The organism is Burkholderia sp. 4M9327F10, assembly GCF_005503145.1.
Lineage (GTDB): Bacteria > Pseudomonadota > Gammaproteobacteria > Burkholderiales > Burkholderiaceae > Paraburkholderia.
On sequence record NZ_SCNV01000036.1, the window covers coordinates 53,197 to 78,456 of the forward strand.

The 25,260-nt window shown below is 57.1% G+C and carries 23 protein-coding genes and 1 pseudogene; 15 read left to right on the top strand and 9 right to left on the bottom strand.

The window, feature by feature from the left end; translation table 11 throughout:
* Positions 1 to 6: 6 nt before the first annotated feature.
* Both FFS45_RS26930 and FFS45_RS26935 read left to right on the top strand, forming a co-directional pair.
* Positions 7 to 708 carry a response regulator gene (locus tag FFS45_RS26930; protein WP_137957676.1) on the top strand — a complete coding sequence of 234 codons (702 nt, stop codon included), beginning with the start codon at positions 7 to 9 and terminating at the stop codon, positions 706 to 708.
* Complete coding sequence (locus FFS45_RS26935) at positions 705 to 1,910, top strand: ATP-binding protein (RefSeq protein ID WP_212745764.1); 1,206 nt, start codon at positions 705 to 707, stop codon at positions 1,908 to 1,910. The genes FFS45_RS26930 and FFS45_RS26935 overlap by 4 nt, the downstream gene beginning before the upstream one ends.
* A 22-nt stretch (positions 1,911 to 1,932) precedes the next feature.
* Here FFS45_RS26935 and FFS45_RS26940 read toward each other — a convergent pair whose 3' ends face one another.
* Both FFS45_RS26940 and FFS45_RS26945 read right to left on the bottom strand, forming a co-directional pair.
* Positions 1,933 to 2,943 carry an AraC family transcriptional regulator gene (locus tag FFS45_RS26940; protein WP_137957677.1) on the bottom strand — a complete coding sequence of 337 codons (1,011 nt, stop codon included), beginning with the start codon at positions 2,941 to 2,943 and terminating at the stop codon, positions 1,933 to 1,935.
* Between the two features lie 78 nt (positions 2,944 to 3,021).
* Positions 3,022 to 4,236: a porin gene (locus FFS45_RS26945; RefSeq protein ID WP_249362942.1), complete on the bottom strand. Its 1,215-nt coding sequence runs from the start codon at positions 4,234 to 4,236 to the stop codon at positions 3,022 to 3,024.
* A gap of 350 nt (positions 4,237 to 4,586) precedes the next feature.
* Between FFS45_RS26945 and FFS45_RS26950 the strand changes: the two genes are divergently transcribed.
* On the top strand, positions 4,587 to 5,342 hold the full coding sequence (locus FFS45_RS26950) for a class II aldolase/adducin family protein (RefSeq protein ID WP_137957678.1): 756 nt from the start codon (positions 4,587 to 4,589) through the stop codon (positions 5,340 to 5,342).
* A 62-nt stretch (positions 5,343 to 5,404) separates the two neighbouring features.
* Complete coding sequence (locus tag FFS45_RS26955) at positions 5,405 to 5,710, top strand: SCP2 sterol-binding domain-containing protein (protein ID WP_137957679.1); 306 nt, start codon at positions 5,405 to 5,407, stop codon at positions 5,708 to 5,710.
* Between the two features lie 56 nt (positions 5,711 to 5,766).
* On the opposite strand, the gene FFS45_RS26960 is transcribed toward FFS45_RS26955, so the two are convergent.
* Positions 5,767 to 6,564 (bottom strand): SDR family NAD(P)-dependent oxidoreductase, encoded by a 798-nt coding sequence (locus FFS45_RS26960; protein ID WP_137957680.1) that lies wholly within the window; start codon positions 6,562 to 6,564, stop codon positions 5,767 to 5,769.
* Positions 6,565 to 6,862: 298 nt separating this feature from the next.
* Between FFS45_RS26960 and FFS45_RS26965 the strand changes: the two genes are divergently transcribed.
* From FFS45_RS26965 to FFS45_RS27000, 8 genes are all read left to right on the top strand, one after another.
* Positions 6,863 to 8,089: an amino acid deaminase/aldolase gene (locus FFS45_RS26965; RefSeq protein WP_137957681.1), complete on the top strand. Its 1,227-nt coding sequence runs from the start codon at positions 6,863 to 6,865 to the stop codon at positions 8,087 to 8,089.
* A 26-nt stretch (positions 8,090 to 8,115) separates the two neighbouring features.
* The gene (locus tag FFS45_RS26970) at positions 8,116 to 9,450 is read left to right on the top strand and encodes a D-arabinono-1,4-lactone oxidase (protein WP_137957682.1); all 1,335 of its coding nucleotides are present in this window, start codon (positions 8,116 to 8,118) and stop codon (positions 9,448 to 9,450) included.
* Between the two features lie 11 nt (positions 9,451 to 9,461).
* Positions 9,462 to 10,883: a coniferyl aldehyde dehydrogenase gene (locus FFS45_RS26975; protein ID WP_137957704.1), complete on the top strand. Its 1,422-nt coding sequence runs from the start codon at positions 9,462 to 9,464 to the stop codon at positions 10,881 to 10,883.
* Between the two features lie 57 nt (positions 10,884 to 10,940).
* Complete coding sequence (locus FFS45_RS26980) at positions 10,941 to 12,143, top strand: MFS transporter (protein ID WP_137957683.1); 1,203 nt, start codon at positions 10,941 to 10,943, stop codon at positions 12,141 to 12,143.
* A 29-nt stretch (positions 12,144 to 12,172) separates the two neighbouring features.
* Positions 12,173 to 13,054 (top strand): SMP-30/gluconolactonase/LRE family protein, encoded by an 882-nt coding sequence (locus FFS45_RS26985; protein ID WP_137957684.1) that lies wholly within the window; start codon positions 12,173 to 12,175, stop codon positions 13,052 to 13,054.
* A gap of 66 nt (positions 13,055 to 13,120) precedes the next feature.
* Positions 13,121 to 13,954 (top strand): SDR family oxidoreductase, encoded by an 834-nt coding sequence (locus tag FFS45_RS26990; protein ID WP_137957685.1) that lies wholly within the window; start codon positions 13,121 to 13,123, stop codon positions 13,952 to 13,954.
* Between the two features lie 259 nt (positions 13,955 to 14,213).
* A complete protein-coding gene (locus FFS45_RS26995; protein WP_249362943.1) occupies positions 14,214 to 14,657 on the top strand; it encodes a DUF2147 domain-containing protein in 444 nt (147 codons plus the stop codon).
* Positions 14,658 to 14,732: 75 nt separating this feature from the next.
* On the top strand, positions 14,733 to 14,930 hold the full coding sequence (locus FFS45_RS27000; protein ID WP_137957686.1) for a hypothetical protein: 198 nt from the start codon (positions 14,733 to 14,735) through the stop codon (positions 14,928 to 14,930).
* Between the two features lie 119 nt (positions 14,931 to 15,049).
* On the opposite strand, the pseudogene FFS45_RS27005 reads toward FFS45_RS27000, so the two are convergent.
* Positions 15,050 to 16,042, bottom strand: a pseudogene (locus FFS45_RS27005) (IS5 family transposase).
* Positions 16,043 to 16,150: 108 nt separating this feature from the next.
* On the opposite strand from FFS45_RS27005, the gene FFS45_RS27010 reads away from it, so the two are divergent.
* Positions 16,151 to 17,725 (top strand): PAS domain-containing methyl-accepting chemotaxis protein, encoded by a 1,575-nt coding sequence (locus tag FFS45_RS27010; RefSeq protein WP_137957687.1) that lies wholly within the window; start codon positions 16,151 to 16,153, stop codon positions 17,723 to 17,725.
* A 117-nt stretch (positions 17,726 to 17,842) separates the two neighbouring features.
* Positions 17,843 to 18,124 (top strand): hypothetical protein, encoded by a 282-nt coding sequence (locus FFS45_RS27015; protein ID WP_137957688.1) that lies wholly within the window; start codon positions 17,843 to 17,845, stop codon positions 18,122 to 18,124.
* 274 nt (positions 18,125 to 18,398) lie between these two features.
* Here FFS45_RS27015 and FFS45_RS27020 read toward each other — a convergent pair whose 3' ends face one another.
* Entirely contained in the window at positions 18,399 to 20,000 is a 1,602-nt protein-coding gene (locus tag FFS45_RS27020) for a methyl-accepting chemotaxis protein (RefSeq protein WP_137957689.1), read from the bottom strand.
* 628 nt (positions 20,001 to 20,628) lie between these two features.
* Between FFS45_RS27020 and FFS45_RS27025 the strand changes: the two genes are divergently transcribed.
* Entirely contained in the window at positions 20,629 to 21,513 is an 885-nt protein-coding gene (locus tag FFS45_RS27025; RefSeq protein WP_137957690.1) for a LysR family transcriptional regulator, read from the top strand.
* Positions 21,514 to 22,213: 700 nt separating this feature from the next.
* Here FFS45_RS27025 and FFS45_RS27030 read toward each other — a convergent pair.
* From FFS45_RS27030 to FFS45_RS41885, 4 genes are all read right to left on the bottom strand, one after another.
* The gene (locus FFS45_RS27030) at positions 22,214 to 22,834 is read right to left on the bottom strand and encodes a TetR/AcrR family transcriptional regulator (RefSeq protein WP_137957691.1); all 621 of its coding nucleotides are present in this window, start codon (positions 22,832 to 22,834) and stop codon (positions 22,214 to 22,216) included.
* A 196-nt stretch (positions 22,835 to 23,030) separates the two neighbouring features.
* Positions 23,031 to 23,438: a hypothetical protein gene (locus tag FFS45_RS27035; protein ID WP_137957692.1), complete on the bottom strand. Its 408-nt coding sequence runs from the start codon at positions 23,436 to 23,438 to the stop codon at positions 23,031 to 23,033.
* Positions 23,439 to 23,566: 128 nt separating this feature from the next.
* Positions 23,567 to 24,391, bottom strand: a complete 825-nt coding sequence (locus FFS45_RS27040; protein ID WP_137957693.1) for a hypothetical protein — start codon at positions 24,389 to 24,391, stop codon at positions 23,567 to 23,569.
* Between the two features lie 33 nt (positions 24,392 to 24,424).
* A partial coding sequence (locus FFS45_RS41885; protein WP_171029771.1) for a GNAT family N-acetyltransferase occupies positions 24,425 to 25,260 on the bottom strand: 836 nt, incomplete at its 5' end.

Sequence of the window (25,260 nt, forward strand, 5' to 3'; positions counted from 1 at the left end):
GCCCTTATGACAGGCAAGCGTGTGCTCGTGATCGAGGATGATGGGGTGAGCGCCAGCACGCTGGATGCGTATTTGCGCCGGGATGGCTTCGAGGTCGCCATTGCCGAAGACGGGCAACGCGGCATCGAAATGCACGCCCGATGGAAACCCGATCTGGTGCTGCTCGACGTGATGCTGCCGAAACTCAGCGGCACCGAGGTCCTCTCCGCCATTCGCCGCGTCGGCGACACCCCGGTGATCATGGTGACCGCCATCGGCGATGAACCGGACAAGATCGGGGCACTTCGTTATGGCGCAGATGATTACATCGTCAAGCCGTACAACCCCAAGGAAGTGGTCGCAAGAGTGGTGGCTGTATTGCGTCGACTCGGCTCCAGCCGTGCGCAGCCCAGCAACCAACTGCGCGATGGTGCGCTAACGGTCGATCTTCAGGCCTATACGGCGCATGTGGACGATTCGGAACACGGCCGCGCAAAGCTGGATCTCACACCGACCGAGTTCAACCTTCTTGCGACATTGCTAAGGACTCCATTTAAGGCTTTCACCCGAAGCGAACTGCTGGAAGCCTGCTTACCCGAAAGTGGCGCGCTGGAGCGAGTTGTCGATGCCCACATTCACAATTTGCGCCGCAAGCTGGAAGCACACGGTATGGTCGACGTGCTGGTCACGGTACGCGCGGTCGGCTATCGCTTCCGGAGTACGCAATGAAACGCCCTCATCTCCTGCACAGGTCGCCCATCTCGCTGCGGTATTGGGTCGGCCTGCGCATGAGCGCCCTCGCCGTCGGTGCCGTGGTCAGTATCGCTATGTGCATGTGGCTGCGCTTCGCAATCTGGGATTTCTACACCATGCATCAGATTCCCGCTTCGGCTCGCCCTGAGCTCGAAGCGCTGCGTGCCGCCCCGGAACTCAACCAGGCAAGGCTGTGGGAGCTTTTCCAGCGGTATTACAACGTCAGGGATTTCCTTCCCGGCGTGGCGAGCCGCGACTGGCTTCTGCTCGCCGCACTGGTAATCGGCTCGGTTCCGCTCGTGGTTCTGGGAGGGCTGCTCGCTTCCCGACCTTTGTCGCAACAGCTCTCAAACGTCGCACAGGCTGCCCACAAAGTGACACAGGGTGATTTTTCTGCCCGTGCGCCGGTAGTTCCTGGCGCCCCCGAAGACCTAAAAAGTCTTGCGGATGACTTCAATGGGATGACAGCCAAGCTGGAGCAGTACGAACGTGAAGTTCGCGACTCGAGCGCAGTGCTTGCGCATGAACTAAGGACCCCGCTCAACGCCGCGATGGGGCGCGTACAGGGAATGCTCGATGAGGTGTTCCCGAGCGACCCTGACCAGCTTCTCATGGTCAAACGCCAACTCGATCAGCTCAACCGCCTGGTCGGCGACCTGCATCTACTGTCGTTAGCGCGGGCCGGCCAACTGGCCATGGAGGAGAGCTGCTTCAACCTGAACGATCTGGTCAGCGAGCGGCTAGCCTGGTCGGGGCCGCAACTCAACGCGGCCGGGATCTCCCCGCAGGTGCGAATCCCGCATGACCTGACGTTAACGGCTGATCGGGACCGCATTGGCCAGGTATTGTCGATCCTGATTGAAAATCTGCTGCGCTACGCTGCAACAGGTCGTTCGTTGGAAATCACGGCCACTGTGGCTGAAAAACGCCTACTTCTGGAAATCTCCGATCGTGGACCAGGGGTCGGGCAGGAAGAGCTACTCCGCATGTTCGATCGCTTCTGGCGGGCCGAGCACTCGCGCGCGCGACCATGGGGTGGCAATGGTCTGGGGTTATCAATTGCCTCTGCTATCTGCGATGCTCACCATGGGACAGTGCACGCCGTCAATCGCGAAGGTGGCGGCCTCGCTGTGCGCATCCTGCTTCCCCTCGACCGACCTGCGTCACTCTCACTCTAGTGTCGGCACATCGACACGGGCACTAGGCCGCCGAACGGGGCGTTTGCCCTGTCCAACGCTTGAAAGCGCGCCGAAAATTGTGGGAATCGCTGAAACCCACCTCGTACGCAATCTCCTCGATCGAAAGCCTCGAATTCTGCAAGAGCGCGGACGCGCGCCGCTGACGTATGCCGTCTAACAGAGACTGATACGACACGCCACAACAGGCCATTTTTCGCCGTAAGGTCCGCTCGCTCATGCAAAGCTGAGCCGCAATCGCGGCTAGCGTCGGGGTCTGCTGCAAGTCGCGCCGCACGATCCTCTCGACAGACTCGATGAGGTCCGAATCGTCGCTATCCTGCTTCCTCGCCAACTCAAGAAAACGCAGCGCCTGCCTATGGCTCAACGGATCGTAGGTGGCGATTCTCTTGCTGCTCCACGAGGAGTCGCACGAGAACACATTATCCTTCCGACCAAACCGCACCGGACATCCAAACGTGCGCTCGTACTGATCAGCATAAGATGGGCGGTCGTAGCTAAACTCCACCGAAGAGGGGTGGAAATCATCACCAATGAGGGCATGCCCGATCCTCATGAAGCTACCGAATGCCTCCTCCACGAGGAACATCTCTATATCAGGTTCATGAAAGTGGCATGTTGCATTGATCGACATTCTCGACTCGTCATGCGTGTAATCGAGACGAAGCATCGACCCAGCGTACTCCTGCATCTCAACACCCAGTGCGACGGCATCGCCGAAGGTGGGACTGGTAAGCAAGGCGTAGCCGACGAGGCCAATTGAACCGATCGTCTCGTTACTCGCTATTTCCAGCCCAATACCCCGTCCCGGCGCCAGTTCGATTGTGCGGCGAATCATCTCGCTCGCCTGACGAAACGAAAGCCGGCACTCGGGGTCAGAAAGATCCGCAATCTCAAACCCGAGACCTAGGCACAAACGCTCGGGATTGATACCAAAACCCGGGCTCATCGCGGCCAGACATCGCAACAGGTAAACCTGCAGGTTGGCCGTCGTATACCGTTCGGTGCTATGCATGTCATGCGTCTCCGTTTTCCCGTGAGTGTAGGCGACCGGGCGGCACCGGTCGCTCCGGGGAAACGACAGGGTATGGTGTCAGAAATAGTGCCTCAAGCCCACCATGATGCCCGTCTGCGTCGTATTGTCGGTCGGAGCCTGTCCATCGAGGCCGACCAGTTGTGCGCCGACAAGACCACCACGATAGATCGATCTGTCCGCTTCGGCATACAGCATGTCTCGCTTGGAAAGGCTGTAGCCGGCGACGATCTGAAATTGACGCGCGCGCCCACCAAAATTGGCCGTGTAGCCGCTCTGCCATGTCCACCACGTATTGAAAGCCATCGTAAATATTGACGTGGCACGGTAAGTGACGCCTGCCAGAACCATTCTCCTTTTATCGAAGCCGCCAGGCGCTGAAGGGGCGGCGACCTGATCCGGAGAGATGATGCCGAGACCTGCCAGATCTGCTGGCGAGAACGGACCGTTGGAAAAGGATGTGAAGTTATTGTCCCGCGCGTTTTCGATGTAGCCCCCGTTAAAGGTCAACTTGCCAATGTCGAACGAACCTCCCGCCGTGTAAATATCGAACTTTGCATCGCTGACATCGTCTCTCGAACGAAGAAACGACCCGCTCAGCCTCAGCCATCCCTGGGTTGGAACCCATGAAAGCGATGCACCTGTCTGGCTTCCCGCCCAGCCCCCACCGGCCTGCCCTCCGGGCGCATACTGCGCCAGAATAACGAGACTGCCGACCTGCGCCGCGTACTGAATCATGTCGCTGGTCCGGGCTCCGCCTAACAGAATCTGCTCCGGTTTGAAGCTGTTGACGTATGGATCCTGGTCGCCTGTCCACATGTTCGAACCAAAAGCGAGCGTCACCCCTTCGAACGCTACGTTGTATTGCCTTCCGAACGTGAGCTGACCGAGCTTTGGGGAGAGAAGACCCACGTAGGAAATCTCAAAGAAATTTGGCGAATCCTGCGGATTAACGCTCCCACTACCTGGATCAAAGTGACTCTCGAGATCGAACAGAGCCTGATTTCCTGAGCCGAGATCTTCCTGTCCTTTGAGACCCCAGTAGCTCTCTGCAAGCCCCCCACCATTCGCCATCGATATCCGACTCCCGCTCGATGCCACCGAGCCATCCGGACCATAAGACACCCCGTTGGTCTCGTAACGTATTGCAGTATCGATGACGCCGTAAAGCGTCAAATTGCTTTGTGCAATCGCCTCTCCAGAACAACAACACGCCAATCCCGCCGCACCGACCACTGCGTAATACTTCAAGTGTTTCTCCATCTGCAGCCCCATATCGTCTCCTCCTTCGTTCCAGTAAGCCTGAGATCGTGCGGACCAGTTCGGCGCACCGCGGCGGCACGCCTTTGGTCCTCCCGTAAGTCCCGTTTCTGTGACAGATTTATTGCTTTACGCGTCAGAGAGAAGTTAGAGGGTCAAATTTCCTTGCACCAAGGCAAACCCGGCCAAATCTGTAGTGCATACCGGCCAGGTTCGAACAAGTCATAGCGCGCCCTGCCGGACACGCCTTGACTGTCAAGCTTGACCTTGACGGACCCCGTGCTGGCCGCTTTTGAATCGTCGAAACACTACTGCTCGTTTTATTCTTGCCTTGTCTATTTATGAACATAAAAAAGGAATCCTCAATGAACAATGTCTCATTGGAAAGCAAGGTGAGCGCAGAGGAGTGGCAGCTAAGGTGCGACCTGGCCGCCTGCTATCGCCTCGTTGCGTCGTACGGCTGGTCCGATCTGATTTTTACCCATATCAGCGCTCGCGTGCCCGGTCCCGAACAGCACTTTCTGATCAATCCGTACGGGCTACTGTTCGATGAAGTCACCGCTTCTTCCCTGATTCTGGTCGACCGGGATGGCAACAAGCTCACGGACACCCCGTTCCCGGTAAACCGCGCCGGTTTCGTGATCCACAGCGCCGTACACGCCGTGCGTGAAGATGTCCAATGCGTGCTTCACACCCACACGCGAGCTGGGGTCGCCGTCAGTGCGCAGCAGTGCGGTCTTCTGCCGATCTCACAGCAGGCGACGTTCGTGCTTGGAGGACTCGGGTACCACGAATACGAAGGTGTCGCGTTGCACGACGAGGAAAAGCCTCGACTTCAGCAGGATCTCGGTAGCGGGACGTTTCTGATGTTGCGCAACCATGGACTTCTCACGGTTGGTCGCAACATCGCAGATGCATTTCTCGCTATGTATATCTTCGAGAGCGCATGCCAGATACAAGTGGCCGCGCAGCCTGGCGGTAGCCTGACGTCAATCGATGCGGAAATTCTCAAAGGCGTTGCAGACGCTGCCCGCGTGCAGACTGACGGCCTGGGAGGCAGCTTCGTATGGCCTGCGTTACGCCGCAAGCTAGATCGGATTAGTCCAGACTACTGCTCGTAGTCGTTGCATTCAAATTCGCATTTTCCACACGTATTCAATTTTTTCTGACCGGAGTGTTCAAAATGGACTACCTCGAAGAAGTCACTTCCCGATTCAAGGAGGCCATCGTCAATGGACCTACCCCACAAAAGAGCCTCAAGATCAATCTCAAGAATCTGGGCTTCGTAGTCGTCACGCAAACAACTGTCAGCAATGATGATACGGAGGCAGATACCACTATCACGATGGGACAGAAGGATTTTCAGGACCTCGTCGCCGGCAAGCTAAATCCACCCGTTGCGTTCATGCAGGGGAAGATCAAGATCAATGGAGATCCCACTGCTGCACTGCAATGGCTGCCTGTCATACAGCGCACGTCAGGTGCATAACGCGTCGAACTCAGCAAGCATCAGGGGCTCGACGTCGGCCCCCCTCGACGTCGAGATCAATCGAGTTCCCGAGAAACAACGAAGGCGGAGATCTTTCCGGTCAACAGTTTCGACGGAGAGATCCGCGCGAGCCAGGTAACACATTTGTTGCTCAGGCCCGGCAGCACAGCCGTGCGCCCGGCCATCATCGCGCGATAGCCGATCATTGCCATCTCGTCCGGCTCACTGTAACCGAGCTTGGCCATTCGACGCTCGTCGACCAGACCAGCGGCAGCGAAGAAATGGGTTCGCGTTGGCCCAGGAGCGAGATGCGTGCAGGTGACACCCGTCCCTCTCAGATCGTACGACAACGCCTCCGACACGCTTATGACGTATGCCTTTGACGCCGCATACGCAGCCTCTAGTCCATGAGGAACGACATAACCAGCGGACGAACTGATATTCAGAACGCGACCTCGTCCTCGCTCGATCATTGGCTTCACGAACCACAACGTCAGCTCCGACAGGGCGACCACATTTAGTTGCAACATGGCCGTCATCTGCTGTGCATCGTAGTCCTGAAAGGCAAGGCCGACGATTCCCGCGCCCGCACTATTGACAAGATACTCGACAGGGTGTCCCAGTGCTTCCACCCGCGTCGCCAACCGTGCCGCCGCACCGGGCACAGCCAGGTCCACTGTGATCGCATGCGCGTCGACGTTGAACGTCTCCCGAATATGCCTGGCGTGCTTCTCGAGAGTAGTCTGGCTGCGTGGACTTGAGCACAGGATCACGTTAATCCCGTCCCGCGCGAACGCTATCGCAAGTTCAGCACCAATCCCGCTTGAAGCACCTGTTATCAAGGCGTAATCCATGTCTCTCCCTGGCGAAATGAGTCAAGTCCTTCGTTAAACGCACTTCGCAACCGTATTCCGACAAAAAGAAACGGGCAGACGCTGGCGAGGTCAGTTTCGGGTCCATCCCGGCCATCCGGCTGTCCGCCGGACCATTGGCCGAAACGGACCCCCAGAACGGCCATCTCTACCCTTGGAGCGAGAAATATCGCTTTATAGGCTTCACTCCGGCACATCATTCTGAAAAAAAGCGGCTGACTGGCACGTTGTCAGACTAATCGGCGAATCCGGCCGCCCATCAACCTTGAAGAACATCCATATGAACCAGACGGCCTCCTATAAGCAAGCGCCCCCTCTCCCGCGCGACTATGGCTATTACCGCCGTGCGCTCGAGGGAGAGCGGTTGCCTGCAGCTTTTGTCGATCTGGACAGTTTTGCTTCGAACCTTGAACGGCTAGGGGAACGGGCGGCCGGACTACCCGTCAGGCTGGTAACGAAATCTGTGCGTTCGCTACCTATGATCCGGCATATCTTCGACACAGCGCCGTTTGTGCGTGGCCTGCTCTGCTACTCGCCGGCCGAAGCCGCGTGGCTGGCGAGCGAGGGATTCGACGACATAGTCGTCGCTTACCCGTCTGTTGAACCCGATGATCTGCGCGCCGTCGCCGCGCAGATACGGACCGGTCACGCAATTACGTTGATGGTCGACAGTCTCGACCAGGTGAAAACCCTCGACGTAATTGCCCGTACCGAAAACGTGGTATTTCCACTGTCGATAGATCTGGACATGTCTTCGTCGTTTCCCGGACTGTACTTCGGCGTGCACCGCTCACCGATCAACAATGTCGCGAGCGCTCTGGCGCTTGCCAGTTTCATCGCCGGTCTCGGCGGCGTCAGGCTGGACGGCCTGATGGGGTACGAAGGGCAGATTGCGGGCCTGATGGACGTCGTGCCCGGGGAGAAAATACGCAGCAGCATCATTCGTTATCTCAAACGCAGGTCGATCCACGAAATTACTAAACGCCGCCAAGCAGTGGTTCAAGCGCTGGCCGCAGCGGGTCATCCGCTGCGGTTCGTGAACGGAGGTGGCACCGGCAGTCTGGAGACCACCCGCGCCGACGCCTCGGTGACCGAACTCGCTGCCGGGTCGGGCCTCTATGCCCCCACACTGTTTGACCACTATGCTGCGTTTCGCGTAACACCGGCTGCCGGTTTTGCTCTGCCCATTACCCGCTCACCGGCACCGGGTGTCGTCACGTGTGCAGGCGGCGGATACATCGCGTCTGGACCAGCAGGAAAGAGCCGACTGCCCCAACCGTGGCTGCCACACGGATCTGAACTCATTGATAACGAAGCAGCCGGCGAGGTACAGACGCCGATCTGTCTTCCCCGCGACGTGAAGCTCAAGATCGGCGATCCGATGCTGTTCCGCCACGCAAAGGCTGGGGAACTGTGCGAGCGTTTCGACGAGTTACTCCTGATCCGCAACGGCAGCGTTGTCGAACGCGCCTCGACCTATCGTGGTGCGGGCAAAAACTTCTTTTAACTAACGAGCGGCGAGGAGATCACATCATGTGGCGTAACTGGTCCGGATATGTAGCATGTCCGTTGGCAACCGTATCGACACCCGCGTCTAGTCGGGAACTTGTGGACATACTTCGCAAGGCAAAGCAGACCGGCTCATCAGTCCGCGCGGTCGGCGCGGGTCATTCGTTCTCACCACTGGTGCATACCGATGGCTCAATCGTTTCGCTCGATCGGTTGCAAGGCATTATCGACATCGACACAGCACGGCGAGTTGTACATGTTCATGCCGGAACCCGCCTGCACACGCTCTGTCCAGCACTGTCGGCTCACGGACTCGCGATGGAAAACCTCGGCGACATCAATTCGCAGTCGATCGCAGGCGCCACCAGCACCGGGACCCACGGTACCGGTATCAAGCTGGGCAACCTCGCGACGCAGATCGCCAGCCTCACAATCATGCAAACCGACGGCCGTGAGATTGTCGCCACGCCGGAAGAAAATCCGGACCTGTTTGCCGGCGGCCGGATCGGGCTCGGCGCACTGGGTATTCTCACAAAAATCGGACTCAATGTCGTTCCTTCGTTTCAGCTGAAGATGAAACGGGCCAAGATGCAGTTAGACGAGTGTCTGGCACAAGCAGTGTCATTGACCCAGCGCCACCGCTCGTTCGAGATGTACTGGCTTCCTCACACTGACACGGTCCTCACGAAGTCATGGGATGTAACAGATGAACCCTCTACACCCACAAACTGGAGGCGCTACATCACCGAAGATCTACTCGAAAACGCCGCATTCGGATTTCTTTGTGACCTCGGAAAGCGCTTGCCTTCGGCCTGCCCATCGATTAGCCGATTTTGTTCGTCGCTAGTCGGGCCCGGCCAGCATGTCGACGCTAGTCACCGCATGCTTTCCACCGCGCGGCGTGTTCGCTTCAATGAGATGGAGTGGTCGGTGCCCGCCGAGCACGGTGAGGCTGCCCTGAGGGAAATCCGCGCATTCATTTCTCAGAAGGCATTCCCGTTGATGTTTCCGCTGGAATACCGCTGGGTACGTGGGGATGATATCTGGCTGAGCCCGGACTTCGAGCGCGACAGCGTGCACATCTCCGCGCACCAGTATCGCGGGATGCCCCACGAACGTTACTTCGACGGCGTGCAGGCAATCTGTCTGAACTATGGTGGCCGGCCGCATTGGGGGAAAATGCACACCCTCAGGGGGCAGGACTTCGCGAAGCTGTATCCCCATTGGGAGGACTTTCTCGCATTGCGCCAGCGCATGGACCCGCACGGCCGCTTTCTTACGCCCTATCTCCGTCGCCTTTTCGGACTCGACACAGTGTCGAGCTTCGAGAATCACTCCTTGCGGGAGAATTACGCTTGAACGCTCCTCTTATGTCCACCGCCACACATGCGAAGCCCGCGCTCGATCTTCTCGCTCTGTTCAGCGCACAGCGTCTGGCCGTCGCCCGCGAGGGGGCACCCTCCTACGAGCAAAGAATCGCAGCCCTCGACGCACTCGAGAAGATGGTAAAGGCGCACCGTCACGATCTGGTCGGGGCAATCTCCGCAGATTTCGGAAATCGTGCCACGGAAGAGACCGAACTCGGCGAACTGATGCCAGTACTAAACAGCATCAGACACGCGCGCAAGCACCTGAGGTCCTGGATGCGCCCCAGGAGGCGCGCAGTCGGAATCGCCTTCCGCCCGGCAAAAGCACACATCGTGTACCAGCCGCTTGGCGTTGTCGGTATTCTGGCGCCTTGGAATTACCCGCTGACCTTGACCCTGGTGCCGCTCATCGAAGCACTTGCCGCCGGCAACCGCGCCCTGATCAAACCGTCTGAATTGACACCTCGCACGTCAGAGCTATTGCAAACACTCATAAGCAAGACGTTCCCAGCCGAACTCGTGGCCGTCGTAACTGGCGGTCCATCGCTTGCCGCCGAATTCTGCGCGTTGGCTTTTGACCATCTGTTGTTTACTGGCTCCACGCGCGTCGGCAGGGAAGTCATGGCTGCCGCAGCACCTAACCTGACTCCAGTCACGCTGGAGCTAGGCGGAAAGTCGCCGGTCGTTCTCTGTCGGGGATACTCGATGAAAAAGGTCGCGCGGATCGTCGCCATCGGCAAGCTGTTCAACGCGGGGCAGACCTGCGTTGCACCCGATTACGCACTGGTACCACGCGAGCTTGTCGAGCAGTTCGTAGCGGAAGTGCTCGACGCGGCAACGGCTCTCTATCCATCGGTCTCAGGCAATCGAGACTACACCTCGATTGTCTCGGAGAAACACTATCAAAGGCTTGTCCGGATGATCGAAGAGGCTCGTTCGCTCGGCGCGAAAATTCACACACTCTCTGACTCTGGCGCCGAGAAAGAGCGCAAGCTTGTGCCGACGATCATAAGTAACGTGCCGGCAGATTCCTCAGTTATGCGGGAAGAAATATTCGGTCCGATTCTGCCGGTGATTGCCTACGACACGCTTGACGATGCGATCCACTTCATCAACGAGCGGCCCAAGCCGCTTGCGCTCTACTGCTTCTCAAACAACGCCAACGAACGACGTGCATTGGTCGAGCACACCCGCTCAGGCGGTGTCACGTTGAACGGGACGATGCTGCACGCGACACAGGAAGATCTGCCGTTCGGCGGCGTCGGCGACAGCGGAATGGGCGCATATCACGGATACGACGGGTTCGTGCGTTTCTCCCACGCGAGAGGCGTCATGACTCTGAGTCGCTTCAACATGTCGGATCGTGTCGCCGCGCCCTATGGACGTATGACACGGTTCATCACGCGCATGTTTATCGGCAAGTAGGAAGATGTATTAGCCTTTCGCCCAATTGACACTGCTAAACCAAATACAGGGTACGTGATGAATCCATCCACCATAAACTCAGTCCCGGACGTGCGACCGGAGTTGAATCGCTCTGCCGTCATCCGACTGGCGTTGGCCTATGCTGCCGCGACGAACGGATTGGTCCTCACACCGTTTCTCGTCTCGGCGATTATGTCCCGACTCCATCTTGGCGAAGGTGCGGCAACCGAGATCGCTGGACTTGAGATTCTTGGCGTCGCGCTGAGCTGTGCTGTACTGCCACGCTGGATCTCCCGGGCTGCGTCCACCTTTACGATTGCAGGCGTTCTCGGCACGATCATCGCGCAGGCATTGAGCATGTTTGCGCCGACCGCGGCGACGATGAGCATGGCACGAGGCATGGCAGGCCTGTTTGAGGGCTTTCTATTCGTCATCGTCGCTTCGGGAGTATCTCACCGCGCGTCGGCCGACCGCGTCTGGGGGCAAATCAATCTCTTCGCGGGCGGAATCAACGGCAGTGTCCTCGTGGCGATCTCGCTTCTTCCGGACGCCTCGGTCAGCAGAGGCCTCTTTCTGTTGCTCGTCGGCTTGATCGCTGTGATGTCGCCTTTCATACTCGGGATCGGCGCCTTCGCGTCCGGTGGCCGCAGGTCGTGCATCGGATCGTCGACCGTAAAGCCACCGAAGAAGCTCGTGTTCGCGATCTGGGTGGTGACTGTACTCATATACGGTACGCAAGCCTCGCAATGGGCCGTCGCCGGTATTGTTGGGGAGCGTTGCGGTCTTTCATCGTCTACGATCGGCATTCTGCTCTCGCTTTCCTCGCTGCTAGGCTTTGCCGGCGCAATCATTCCTTCGCAACGGGCAAGTCATGCGCATCGCCTCATGATCATATGGCTTGCACAACTTGTCATGATTGTCTCGATCATTGAATTTTTCGGATCGACGGGTGGTCGATCCTATTTTCTTAGTCAGGTCACGTTGAATTGTGCATTCTTTGTCGTCATCCCGTTTCTAACGGGACTGCTCTCGGAGATCGATCCCGATGGCTCGCTCGTAGCCCGCACGGTGGTCGTGACCTTCGCTGGGGCGGGCATTGGTACGGGCGTGGCCGGACAATTTTTTAACGCCTACGGAGGCCGTCAATTCGCGCTCGTGCTGGGAATCTGCATCGCTGCGGCGCTTCCTTTTGTCTGGGCAGCGCTCAGGGGTGCGACCCGGCATACAGCCGACAACGCAGCTCACCAGCTGACATCCTGAACCTTCGTTCGTCTACCAGGAATTTCTTCATGAACGCTACTCTGCCAGCCGTCGCTGTATGCACCAAAGTGCCTTTCGAACTTGCGGAAAGCCCACTTTGGGACGAAAAACGCTCGCTGCTCTGGTTCGTCGATATCACCAACCACGCGATTCACTCCTACGACCCGTTAAGCGGCGAGCTTAAACATTTTCAAATGCCGGCGCTGGTTGGAAGCATCGGTCTGACTGCAGATAATCGGATTATCGCCGCGCTCAAAACCGGCATCCATTTTTTTGATCCGCTTACCGGCGAGATTGAGTTTCTCGTCAACCCTGAAGCGGACCGACCGGGTAACCAGCTCAACGACGGCAAGGTCGGCCCGGACGGCTGTTTCTGGGTCGGCAGCATGGACGAGCACAGCACGAATATTTCCGGTGCGCTCTATCGCATTACGCCTTCGGGACAATCCATCCGCGTGAAAGATGGGATCTTTGTCTCCAACGGACTGGCCTGGAGCCCGGACGGCAGCACGATGTACCACACAGACGGTCTCACTCCGACAGTCAAGGCTTTCGACTTTGATATCGCCAGCGGATCGATCTCAAATGAGCGTGACTTCATCACGCTCGATTACGAGGAGTTCGGGTGGCCCGACGGCGCCACAGTCGATGCCCAAGGCAATTACTGGAGCGCAGGAATCTTCAAGGGAAGAATCAACCAGATTTCGCCGCAAGGTGAACTTCTTTGCAGTCTCCAGATGCCGGTAATCGGCACGACGATGCCTTGTCTGGGGGGAACCCATGGCACGACGCTATTCGTGACCTCACTGGCAGCGGACCTCGATGAAGAACGGCAAGAGGGGACACTGCTCTCCTTCGAGGTCGAGGTGCAGGGAGTGCACCCGTACCGGTTCGGCGAGGCTACTTTGTAGTCGCTCTAGAAAATCGCTCCATGCACGTATTGCACGATACTTCACTAAATTTGATGTGGAATGAAAATGACTGTTCGAAAGACACAAAAATCGAAAGTAATTTTACTGACAGGCGCCGCTAGTGGCATCGGGGCGGCAAGTGCGAAACTCGCTGTTGCGCTTGGGCATAGTGTCATGCTGGCCGACATCAACATCGAAGGAGCACGCAAGGTTGCCGCATCGCTCGGCGAGCGTGCGGCCGCCATCGAACTCGACATTCGCTCGTCAGGACAATGGGAGCGGGCATTTGACGCGACGGTCGATAAGTTCGGTCCGGTAGATATACTGATCAATAACGCCGCGATAGTTTGCACGGGGTTTGCACGTGACGTTCCGCTTGCCGACCATCAACGCACTATCGACGTTAACTTTATGGGCCCGCTCACGGGGATTCTCACTGCCGTTCGGCGTTTCAAGGAGCAAGGGCATGGACACATTGTCACAGTGTGTAGCATGACCTCCTTTTTGCCGTTCCCAGGCATCGCAAGTTACGGTGCATCAAAGCACGCCTTAAGGGCGTTTCATCATGCTGTTTCGCTCGAGGAGCGTAACGGTCCGATCGATTTCACGATTCTGCATCCCACATCAACGGAAACTCCGATGCTGGAACAGGAGGAAAAAGACGACGCGACCTCCCTCGCATTTGTCTCAGAAGCGGTGACGCCAGACTTCGTCGCCGAAACGCTCTTCACTGCGATTCGCAAGAAATCGGTCGAAGTGCATATGCCACCGGAACAGGCCCGCTCGATTCGAATGCTCGGAACCGACCCTAAGAAGATGAGAAAGTTGATCGAGACAATGGAAATGATCGGACGTGATACGCAGCTCGCGAGGCGTGCCGCCGTTACTGTGCGCGAGTAGCTCTCGCAAGAGCATTATAGTTGATTCGAAGTCCGCGAAACTGCCCGGTAGGAGGACACTTACCTGTTGTAAGGGCATCTACTTGAAAGACAAATTTTTCGTCTACGCAATAGCCTTAGCTACCTTAATCTGACTACGTTTCTTCGGAGACTGACCGCGTGCCGCGAATGCTATCGGCGAACACGAGATGCTCGTAGCTGTTGGAAAAAATCGCACCTGGTAACTGCATTCTCGAAGGAACAAGAATTTTCCATTTAATTTGGATACCAATATGTATACCGTACGTTTTGTTTGCTTGCTCATTCCGGTCATCGCGTCGGCGGCACTGCAACCAGCGTTTGCTTCCGACTCCGACGACGCAAAGGGTCTGTGGCGCACGGCGGATGGCAACGCGGTCGTCGAATTCAAGGCATGCTCAGATGAGCCATCGTCGCTATGCGGCACTATCGTTTGGGATAAGGACGCCGGCACGGCCTCCAATGCATGCGGCGTCCTCATCACGAAGCTGACACGCTATGAAGATGACGCGTGGCGCGACGGCTGGGTCTTCGATCCGCGCACCAATAGGCGCTACAAAGGCGTGGTCCGTGTCAACAGTTCAGGCCTTGCCGTTCGGGCATACATCGGCACGGAAATGTTGGGCGAAACCGAGCAGATGACGCATGAGCAATCGCTGCCCTTGTCGCCCATTTGCAGGAAATGAAATTCGGAAGAGGAATGCTGCCGGATCGCCCGTGAACTAAACGTCGAGTTGGGCCAGCAGTTCGTGGTCTTGCGAATGAACATGACCCTCTTGAACATCCGGTTTGGCAACGAAGTATGCCATACGGGCTATCCGACGGACCCCATGCTCAAGCTCGTCGACACGCTCACCCAGACTACGCGCGACGTGTCGGTTTTGTTGCGGCCTACGATGCTCGAAATGTGCCTGATTCCGGCGCTCAAACGGCTGACGGAAACCTTAAGGAAACGCTGATCCATGAACCAATCGCCCTAGTTGCAGACGAGATGGATTGAAATTCTCCGGACCGCGAAGTGAATTAGCACCGATTTCGGTGAATTCTTCCCGGAATCGGGCTTCAGTCCCCGCATTTTTCACACACAAGACGGATTGCTCCCATGAACCGAGCGCAACAGATTTCGCGCGATCACCAAGTTCGCCAAGCCGAACAGGCTGAACAGTTGCGCCGTGTTCTTGACCAATCCCTTGTAGCGCACCTTGCGGTGACGGAACAGGTTCTTGATGATATGAAACGGATGCTCGACCCGAGCGCGGATTTGCGCCTTGGCTTTCTCAAGCGCGATCACCGGATCCTTCAGCGGACCCTCCTGCATCGCCTTGATCTTTCCGCGCTTGGCCGCCACGTGCCACTTTACCGACACGTCCTTCATTTCCTCGCGTTTGTCCACGCCGACGTAGCCTGCGTCGCCGAACGCTTCTTGCTCATGGACGTGCAACAGGGCATGGGCCTGCGACACATCCAACTCATTGACCGCCGTTCCCACCACATTATGCACCAGGCCCGATTCGGCATCGACGCCGATGTGAGCCTTCATACCGAAGTGCCACGCGTTTCCTTTTTTGGTCTGGAGCATCTCCGGGGCACGACTCTTTTCGGCGTTCTTGGTCGAAGGTGGCGCCTCAATGATCATCGTGTCGACCAGCGTGCCTTCCTTCATCATCAACCCGCGCTCACACAGCGAGATACCGATTTCGTCGAACAGTTTGCGCGTCAGATCGTGCTTGAGCAGCAGACGACGAAACTTCAACAGCGTGGTCGCATCGGGCACATCCTCGACCGCCAGATCGATGTCGGCCAAGGCGCGCATCGCGATACTGTGGTACAGCGCGTCTTCGAGTCCTTCGTCCGACAACCCGTACCACTGCCGCAGGAAATAGATTCGCAGCATACGTTCCAGGCCAATCGGTGGCCGGCCTCGCCCGCCTTTCGAGTAGTACGGCTCCAGGGCCGACAGCAAACGCGACTACGGCACGACCTTCTCCATCTCGGCCACGAAACGCTGACGCCTTGTCACCCGCTTCTTGCCCGTACTTTCCGCTTCCGCAAAGCTGATCTGCCGCTTCATCGCCAATGGTCCGTTCCTTGAACTTCCGTCTACAACGTTCTCGGCCACCTCATCGATGACCACCAGAATGACCGCGTTGCACCGATAACACAACAGGGGAACCCATCCATGCGCAACAACTTACCCGTTACTCAGCGTGAGTACGACTTCGCAGCAGATGCCACGCTGATGTCGATGACTGACGCCCAAAGTCACATTACCTATGCCAATGCCGCCTTCATCCAGGTCAGCGGCTTCGAGAGCGAGGAGATCCTCGACCACCCCCACAACATCGTCCGGCACCCTGACATGCCGACGCAGGCCTTTGCGGATATGTGGTCGACCCTGAAGGCTGGGTGTTCCTGGACAGCGCTGGTCAAGAACCGACGCAAAAACGGCGATCATTACTGGGTGCGAGCCAATGCCACGCCGGTGATCCGCGATGGCATGCTGGTCGGCTATATGTCGGTGCGCACCAAGCCGACGCGCGAAGAGGTGTCTGCGACCGAAACGCTGTACCGCAATTTCCGCGAAAACCAGGTCGGCAGCCGGCGGTTCCACCAAGGGCTGGTCGTGCGCACCGGGTGGCTTGCGTGGATGTCGCTACTGCAAACCATGCCGGTACGCTGGCGTATTCGCAGCATCATCCTGGCGTTGCTTGCGCTTTGCCTTGCCGGTGCCCTCGCGTGCGGCGTGCACGGCGCCGTGTTGGGGGGATTTGCCGCGGGCATGGCGGTGGCCGCGTTGCTGACCACTCGTTGGCTTGAAGTGCAGATCGCGCGTCCGTTGCAGCAGATCCTCGAACAGGCACTCAGTGTTGCTGCGGGCCAGGCGAGTGGAAACATCCAGCTGAACCGCGTTGACGAAATCGGCATGATCCTGCGTGCCGTCAATCAGTCGGGGCTGAACCTGCGCTCGCTCGTCGCGGACGTCGGCGAGCAGCTTTCGGGACTGACTGGTGCGTCGCACGAGATTGTCGCGGGCAACGGCGATCTGAGCGCGCGCAGCGAGCAGTCCGCGGCCAACCTCGAGCAGACCGCAGCCTCGATGGAGCAGATGACGGCCACGGTGCGGAACAACGCGGAAACCGTGCGCCAAGCGAGCCAACTGGCCGGCGAGGCCCATCAGGCGGCTTCGGCCGGGGGCGGCATCGTCCGCCAGGTAGTCGACACCATGGGGACGATAACCACGGCCAGCCAGAAGATCCGCGAGATCATCAACGTGATCGACGGCATTGCCTTCCAGACCAACATTCTGGCGCTCAATGCAGCGGTCGAGGCCGCGCGCGCCGGTGAACTCGGCCGCGGCTTCGCCGTGGTCGCGGGCGAGGTGCGTTCTCTGGCGCAACGTAGCGCTGCTGCAGCCAAGGAGATCGCGGGCTTGATCCACGACAGTGTGCAGAAAGTCGAGGACGGCAGCGCGCTCGTCAACAAGGCGGGAACGGCCATGCAGGGCATCGTTGCGCAGGTAGCGCGCGTGGCCGAACTGCTTGGGGAGATCGGCACGGCCACGACGGAACAGTCCGACGGTATCGGGCATGTCAACCTCGCCGTGACCCAGCTCGACCAGATGACGCAGCAGAACGCCGCGCTCGTGCAGCAGCTTGGCGCCACCGCGGATGGGGTGCAGGCCAGGACGACCCGGCTCGTCGAGGCCGTGTCGGTGTTCGAGGGGCGCGCTCAACTTCGCATGATGACCCATTAGTCAGCTCTTCCTTAACGAAGAACACCGGGATGTGCTGCCATCTTCAGGTGTCGCAGGGCGAGATCGGCACGATCGACGAGCAGGCTATTGTGATCTTCCGGATTGCCTAGGAATCGCATGACGGATGCCGCACGACATTCGAAGGCTAAACGCGTCGACGTAGCGTTTCACTGTGAACCCAAAGCATTCGTCGTCGAAATCAAGGACAACGGTATCGGGTTCAACGTGCAGAATATCTGCAGACCGAACACTTTCGGCCTCGTCGGCATGCGCGAACGTACGCTGGGGACCGCCGACGAGATGGTGATCGTGAGAAAACGGGGCTGCGGTGCATTGGTGCGGGTGCGCATCTCGGTCGCGGGCACAATCGCACCGTCGAGCGGATCGCATAACGTGTAACTTAGGCATGGCGGTGCCCAACGCCGCGTCGTCGAGTTCGCGAACTGAAAACGTCTTCGCGAATCTATCGCGCTACGACGCAAACCGGTGTTCCCCATTGGCGTTGAAAACAGATTTTCTGCAGACGTCTACAGCGAAACGATGGCTGAAAAAAAGACCATGCGGTCGATCACAGCGTGGGGCCACGAGTTGCCTGAATTACCGCTCGTTCTCGACGCCTTCGACCATCAAGGAAAATTGAGCGTCCTTCTCGAAGCGGCTTCAGGGACGTTGATCAATTGTTAAAGGGCGATGCGCTGGTGGCGAGCGCCCGGTCATTGGGCAAGCGTAATGCGTTCAGCTTGAACATCGCCACGGCGGCTTTCAGATCGTTCGTCTGTGACTCAAGGGAGCTCGCAGCAGCCGCGGCCTGCTCAACGAGGGCCGCATTCTGCTGTGTAACTTCGTCCATCTGGGTGACGGCCTGGTTGACCTGACCAATGCCCTTGCTTTGTTCCTGCGAAGCGGCCGTGATTTCCTGCATGATTTCCGTCACACGCCTGATCTCTCGAGTGATTTCACCCATCTTCGCACCGGCCTCCCGTACCTGGTCGGCCCCTGTGTGCACCCGCGCCGCGGAATCGTGAATCAACTCCTTGATTTCCTTGGACGCCGTCGAGGAACGTTGTGCGAGCGAGCGCACTTCCGAGGCCACTACTGCGAAACCCCGGCCCTGCTCACCTGCGCGCGCCGCTTCGACGGCTGCGTTCAGAGCGAGAATATTCGTCTGGAAGGCGATACCCTCGATGATGCCGACGATACCGGCGATCTTATCCGAGCTTGCATTAATGCCTTCCATCGTTTCCACTACGCGTGACATTACCGTGCCCCCCTGCTCCACCACCCGGGCTGCTTGGGCGCCCAGTTGATTGGCCTGGCTGGCATTATCTGCGTTCTGGGTGACGGTAGCCGTCAATTGTTCCATGCTGGCAGCCGTTTCCTCTAGCGATGCGGCCTGCTCTTCGGTGCGCTGCGACAGATCCATGTTGCCTGCAGCAATCTGCTGGGTAGCGATGGAGATCGAGTCAGCAGAAACCTTGATCATGCCTATCGTCTGTGTGAGTTGCTCCTGCATTCGCTTCATCGAAAACAGCAGGCTCGAGCGGTCATTCGGCGCCGTCCTCACGGTTGCAGTCAAATCGTTGTTAGCAATCTGGTTGGCTATTTCCGCGGCATAGGACGGTTCGCCGCCCAGGGAGCGCAAGATACCTCGATTAAGCAGTAGCACGATGGCCGACAGAGCGCTGGCCATCACCACAAGCATTCCGAGGCTTTGATAGAGAGTCGCGCGGAAGGCCGCGTCGATGTCATCGACATAGATCCCCGTCGAGAGAATCCAGTCCCAAGGCTGATAAGTCAGCGCGTAGGTCACCTTCGGCGACACTTCGCTGGCTCCTGGCTTCGGGTATGCATAGGCCACAAAGCCCTTCCCATCTTGCCTGATGACCGCAACGATTTCCCTGAAGAGGTAGACACCATTCGGGTCCTTGAAGTCGGAAACGTCTTTGCCATTCATTTCGGCCTTCGTCGGGTGCATCAGCACTATGAACTTCGAATTGAGAATCGTGAAGTAACCGTCTCCGCCATACCGCATGTTCCGAACGGTGTCCATTGCCAGTTTTTTCGCTTCCGCCTCGGGTAAGGATCCCGCACTCACCCGGTCCGCAAACGTTTTGACCACATCCAGAGCGATTTCCGAAGCGTGTATCAGGTCCGCCTTACGCTCGTCCATTCGCACTTCTCTCGCCTGGTAGGCATCATAGATCGACGTTCCGGTCAGACACAAAAGGCAGAGGATAAGCGGCAACCACAGCTTCTGCGCAAACGATAGCTTCATACGTTTTTATCCTTTAGTTGACAATTTCAAAAGCACGTAGAATTTCCGCCCCGTTTATCCTCGGAAAGCGCTAACAGCTAACTTAACGGCACCTCACATGGAATCTTGAGTCTCCAGACCTTGATGTCCCGGGTGTTCTTCTGCTAGCTGCGTAGTCATACTAATTAAGCACAATCAATGCCGGCGGTAACCATTATTCGAGGCTCGTCGACTCGCTGCGCTGCCGATTCGTCGCTATTCCATCAATGTCTTGTGGTTTCAAAAAGAACAACTGAAAGATCGGGCAAGGAATCTTTCCAACACGGAAAGCATGCTTGAATATTTATCAAGATCCTTTGGATACAGGGAAGCATTCCGAATTGAACTCCATCATTGTCAATACGGCGCACCTCACTTCGCCGATGCTCGTTCTGTCGAATGAGATATCACCCTTTCCTTGGCGGAAAGGTCTATTGAGAAACTGTCGATTCCCCGCACCAGCGCTTTCAACCACCATTGCTTTATGCGCATCCGCGCGGAGGCTGCAAGGGTGCGAGTGACCACTCGTTGAGCGACCGAATTCTGGCCAGCGCATGTGGAGCGTTCAGCTGCTGTTTCGATCTTGCATACAAGACTCAGGTTGCAACTAATGGAATTCCATCAACTGCGTAGTTTGGTTACTGTCTCGGACGTCGGAAGTCTTTCACGCGCCGCTGCGATTCTTAACTTGACCCAATCGGCGATCTCAAAGCACATCAAAAGTGTTGAATGTGAGCTCGGAATACGATTCTTCGAGCGCTCTAGTAGCGGAATGGCACTCACACCACAAGGCCGAGACTTACTGCAACTGGCGTCTCACACACTATTGTCCATGGACCGACTCGCGATACGCGCAGCTAGCCTGGCCGGCGAGGTACAAGGCACTCTTCGGATCGGGACAATTGTCGACCTGGAATCTATTCACCTTCGCCAACTACTAAGCGAAATACGGTCGCGTTACCCAGCAATCGACATCCGTCTGGAACACGGCATGTCCGGAAGTGTGCTCTCACGCGTGAACGCAGGGGCGCTTGACGCGGGCTTCTTCCTCGGGCAGGTTAGCGAGGCTGGGGTTGACCATATGCTGCTATCCGACCAGTACTATGTCGTCGCAGCCGCCGCCTCATGGCAATCAAAATTTCAGTACGCCAACTGGAGTGATCTCACCGTGCTCCCTTGGGTCCGAACCTCAAATGAAAGTTCACAAACCCGCCTACTTCGCGATATCGAAAAAATTCACGGAGCCGTGGCGCGTACCACTATCGAAGTGGACCATGAATCGTTGCTCATCGAAGTAATAGGCTCCGGCGCCGGCCTTGGCCTCATACGCGAGCGGCATCTGCAAATGGTGCGTCCCGACCACGGCCTCGCGGTGTGGGGCGGCGAGCGGATCAAGAGTCCTTTGTCCCTTATCTGGCGCCAATCTGAAACCAAGGGGGCGGCCGTCACAGCGCTGCTTGAATGCGTTCGTGCAGTCTGGCCAGAGCAATCGTAGCTCTTGTCAACGATGACAAAGAAAACTCGTTTTATTCTTTCGCCTCATGGAGATTCAACAATATGCAGGTTGTCCAGTTCAAGGGTATTCTCATGAGCCCGCTCCGGCCACAATACTTGCGTCTTGCCATTTCTCTGGTTGCTGGTTTCGTAATCGGAACCAGCTTTCCGCATGCTGCACATTACATCGGCGTGCAGCTTGTTCGCTCAATCGCGACTTTCCATGCACAGTACGCGGTCGCTAGTAGCACTCGCTCGCATCAAAGTGAAGCAGCCCGATCGGACCGAGAGAGCGATGCTTCCCGGGTCCGCTGGCCGGATTGAAGTGCATGTCGATTCACCGGACCATCTCGGTTTGCTCTACCCGGGGTTGCCGGGAGGCAGGCTGTTGCGTTCATAGTTCATGCTGGCGTGCTTAGTTGCGTAGATAGCTCTGGGCCACTGGACCACCCATTCCGAATGACACGACAGCAACGACTGCGCAAAGTGCGGTGCGTAACAGCACTACTTGTCTCCGAAATGAAAACCGCGGTTGAGCGCGGGGATTGGCCGTTGGGGGAGTAACGTCGGTTGAACGATTGCCGACTCCGGCAGGGGGGGATTCCGGTGCGCTATGGTGCGTTGTTGGGGAAGGTTGGGGAACGCATGCACCCCACTGTATTCACCCCAGCGCGACATCGAGGCGCATACACGTGCAATAGCTATTCGGACCTGTGAAAAAATACTGCTTGTGCAAAGAACCCGGTTAGTACCGACTGCATAACCGACTCGGTCGCCTTTAAAGGGGCAAGCATGTGGAAAAACTGTACTCCGTCGTGCAATGCCATCAAACCTATCGCCAGTGTGTCGGCCGGTAGTATCAAAGGTGTGCCAACGCGTGTCGAAAACTCGCGAATGCAATCGCCCAGTTGCGCCAGTTGTTCTTGTGTCAGTGTGTTGAAGCGGGCCCGGAAGTGAACATCGCGCACTGCGAGCAGTTTCGCTTCAATCCAAAGCAGAGAGCGCGTGTTTTCACGGTGCAACTTCCCATAAAAGTGCAATATGCACGCCTCCATCGCTTCGCAGGAAGACAATTTTCCAAAGATGGCGCTTAGGTCGCCCCGCATCGACTCATGGTCACGCCTTAGCAGTTCGAGAAGCAGTTCGGGTTTGTCGTGAAAGTTCGAATAGAACGCGCCTCGAGTGTACCCCGCGGCGCTAGCGATGCTCTGGACACTGGTCGCAGTGAATCCGTTTTTCATAAAAGCTGCAAGTGCGGACTCTAACAGATGCTGTCGCGTCTGGTCCCTGCTCTCCTCACGGGTCAGTGGTCGACATTTCATGGCGTTTGTGTGACATTTGTTAGATGCATGTCGGCGTTCACATCGCAATTCCAAGTTGCATCAGAATACCAAGTTGCATTTCAAAATCAAGAGTTGAGGTTTCCATTGCTTGCCAGGGGCTCTACAGTGACTTGGAAACTTACCAGTAGGTCACGAATCCATAGCTTGGCGAGGCTGAGCATCCACCCGAGGCCGCTCATGAATGTCGTATTGATCGCTTGGATTCAAGCGCGCTATTGCCATACCGCCGGCGAACTACTGGCGTCACAACCACATGGCGGATCTTGACTACCGTCCGGCCATCGGACGGCTTGGCCAGTTGCTCCTGAAACCATGCGATCTTGCCGAGCATTGCGATCGAGGATGATGTCGTGCGTGGATTGTTGAGCGCCGTGCCTCTGTCTGACGCAAACCTGTTGCGCAAAATCGTGCTCGCGTTGCCGAATACGCGGAGGGCACCCGCCGCGGTGCGTCGTCGACCTACTCGTTGATCAGATGAGCGATGCTGTTCAGCGCGGCAAATGGACTGCTGCGGGATGACTTGGCAGTGGTCCCGACATTGGTCGCGACAGAATTTTTGAACATAAATCACTTCGATAGACATATGCCGCTATTTAAGCGGCATATCTTCATCGCGCAATTTCGAGTGCCAAGGTGACTTGATGAGAGTGCTAGCACCGGAGAATCGCTTCGAGCACCCTACCTGCACAGTTGCCCTGGTCAATCGGTTACCTATCGCCATAATCCGAAATGACCCGCCCTCGCGAGCAACACGCCAGCACCAAATGCAAGGAGAACCAGTGGCCCCCTCACTAGGAGCGCAAACCGGACGACAGAATCTCGGCGTCGCTGGTGTGCCTGCAACAGATCGGACAACGCTTTTTTGAGTCGTTTGACGTCGATGCGCAACTCCTCATGGTCGACCGCAAAGCGCTGTACCGTCGTCACAATATCAATCTCGTCGATATTGGCGTATTTGGTAAGCGGGTGGCTAATGAGATCGCACCCCGCAACGGGTTTCGATTCGCCGCTCGCCAACGGATGCGATGCGTCGGATTTGAATTCGAATGACAGACCAAACTGACAATAGAATCGGTGTCGCCTCTCGAGATTTTCCTTCACATAGGTGTTGACATGACTCTCGAGCAACCGGATCGGCAGCACGACGTCGTTGGGTGCGACGCGGCGTGCCCATTTCACAATCTCATTGAAGCATAGGCTTCCGATATTCAGGCTTCGCAATGACTCTCGTTCCACGACGACGAATCCGTTAGTGAGCTTGAGACCGTGTGTCCGGCGCGCTGACATCACGCAGACGGTCTCGTGTGCCTTCCAGGTAGCAGTGTGATGAACATCAATGAGACGGGCAACGAGGTCGATGCGTTCATCGCCAAGGCACCCGACCTCATGGATACCCACGGCCAGGACATGTGTCTGGTGCCGTTTTTCATCTCGTACTCGAAACAGGCGCCAGGAGTAGGCGCGCCCCGTCTCTTCAGCGACCTGGGGCCACACAGCTACGTCTTGATCCAAGTGCGATGGTGCATTCTGGCTCATTTGATCTTTCTATGTGCGTTGCGAACGTTCGGTTCAGCAGGTCCATACCCAATCATTGCGCCCGGACTTTGTAAATTGGTCCGGCGGTACCATCTGGGCACCCAAGTTTTTGAAAAAATCTTCATACTTCGCTTCCTCATAGCGTGTACTGCTCTCCTTGAAGACGATCTGCTTCACACCATAACGCCAAGCGAGTTCAGCGCGAAGAGTCAGGGCCAGTCTCCGTCCGATACCTTTACGCTCCAGTCCCTTTTCCACGGCGAAGTGGCCGATAGAAGCAACGCCCGTCGCTGTATCAATCGTAATTTGCTGTACATAGCCGAGTGGCTTGTTTAATGATTTCACATAGATGTCGTCGCAGCGCGCCTCCCTCCAAACGTCGAAACTCTGATACCCCTTCAGACAATGCAGTGGGTCGCGCAGAAAAGCCTCGACCGGATCTTTGAGGGCCTTTCGCTTGCTCTGGTTTTCTATGATCAAAGCCCGGCCAACTCCTAGCCCCAACCAGAATGCCAACACGACCCCGGCTGCCCAACGCGACTGGACCGCGTCCTTCGTTACGAGGAGGAGAAAAAAGAATCCAAGTGGTGCGTGAAGAAAACCGGAAATCGCTTCAGTCAGGAACGCTGCTGTCGACTTCGATACCTTTCCTTGCAGCGAATCCCTAATTTTTGAGAATCCTCGCGTCGGTCCCCAGCAGTCTTGGTCGAAACCATCGCGCCTTGGAATTTTCCAGCTGAGCGCGAAGGCACCGATTGTTGATTTGCGCGGAATCCTGACCCACGATTTGCATTGAATTCTGACCCACCCGTTGGACCAGCTTTGCGGGTTATTCGGTGGGTGTCTGGGTCTTCTTTCTCTCCTTCTTT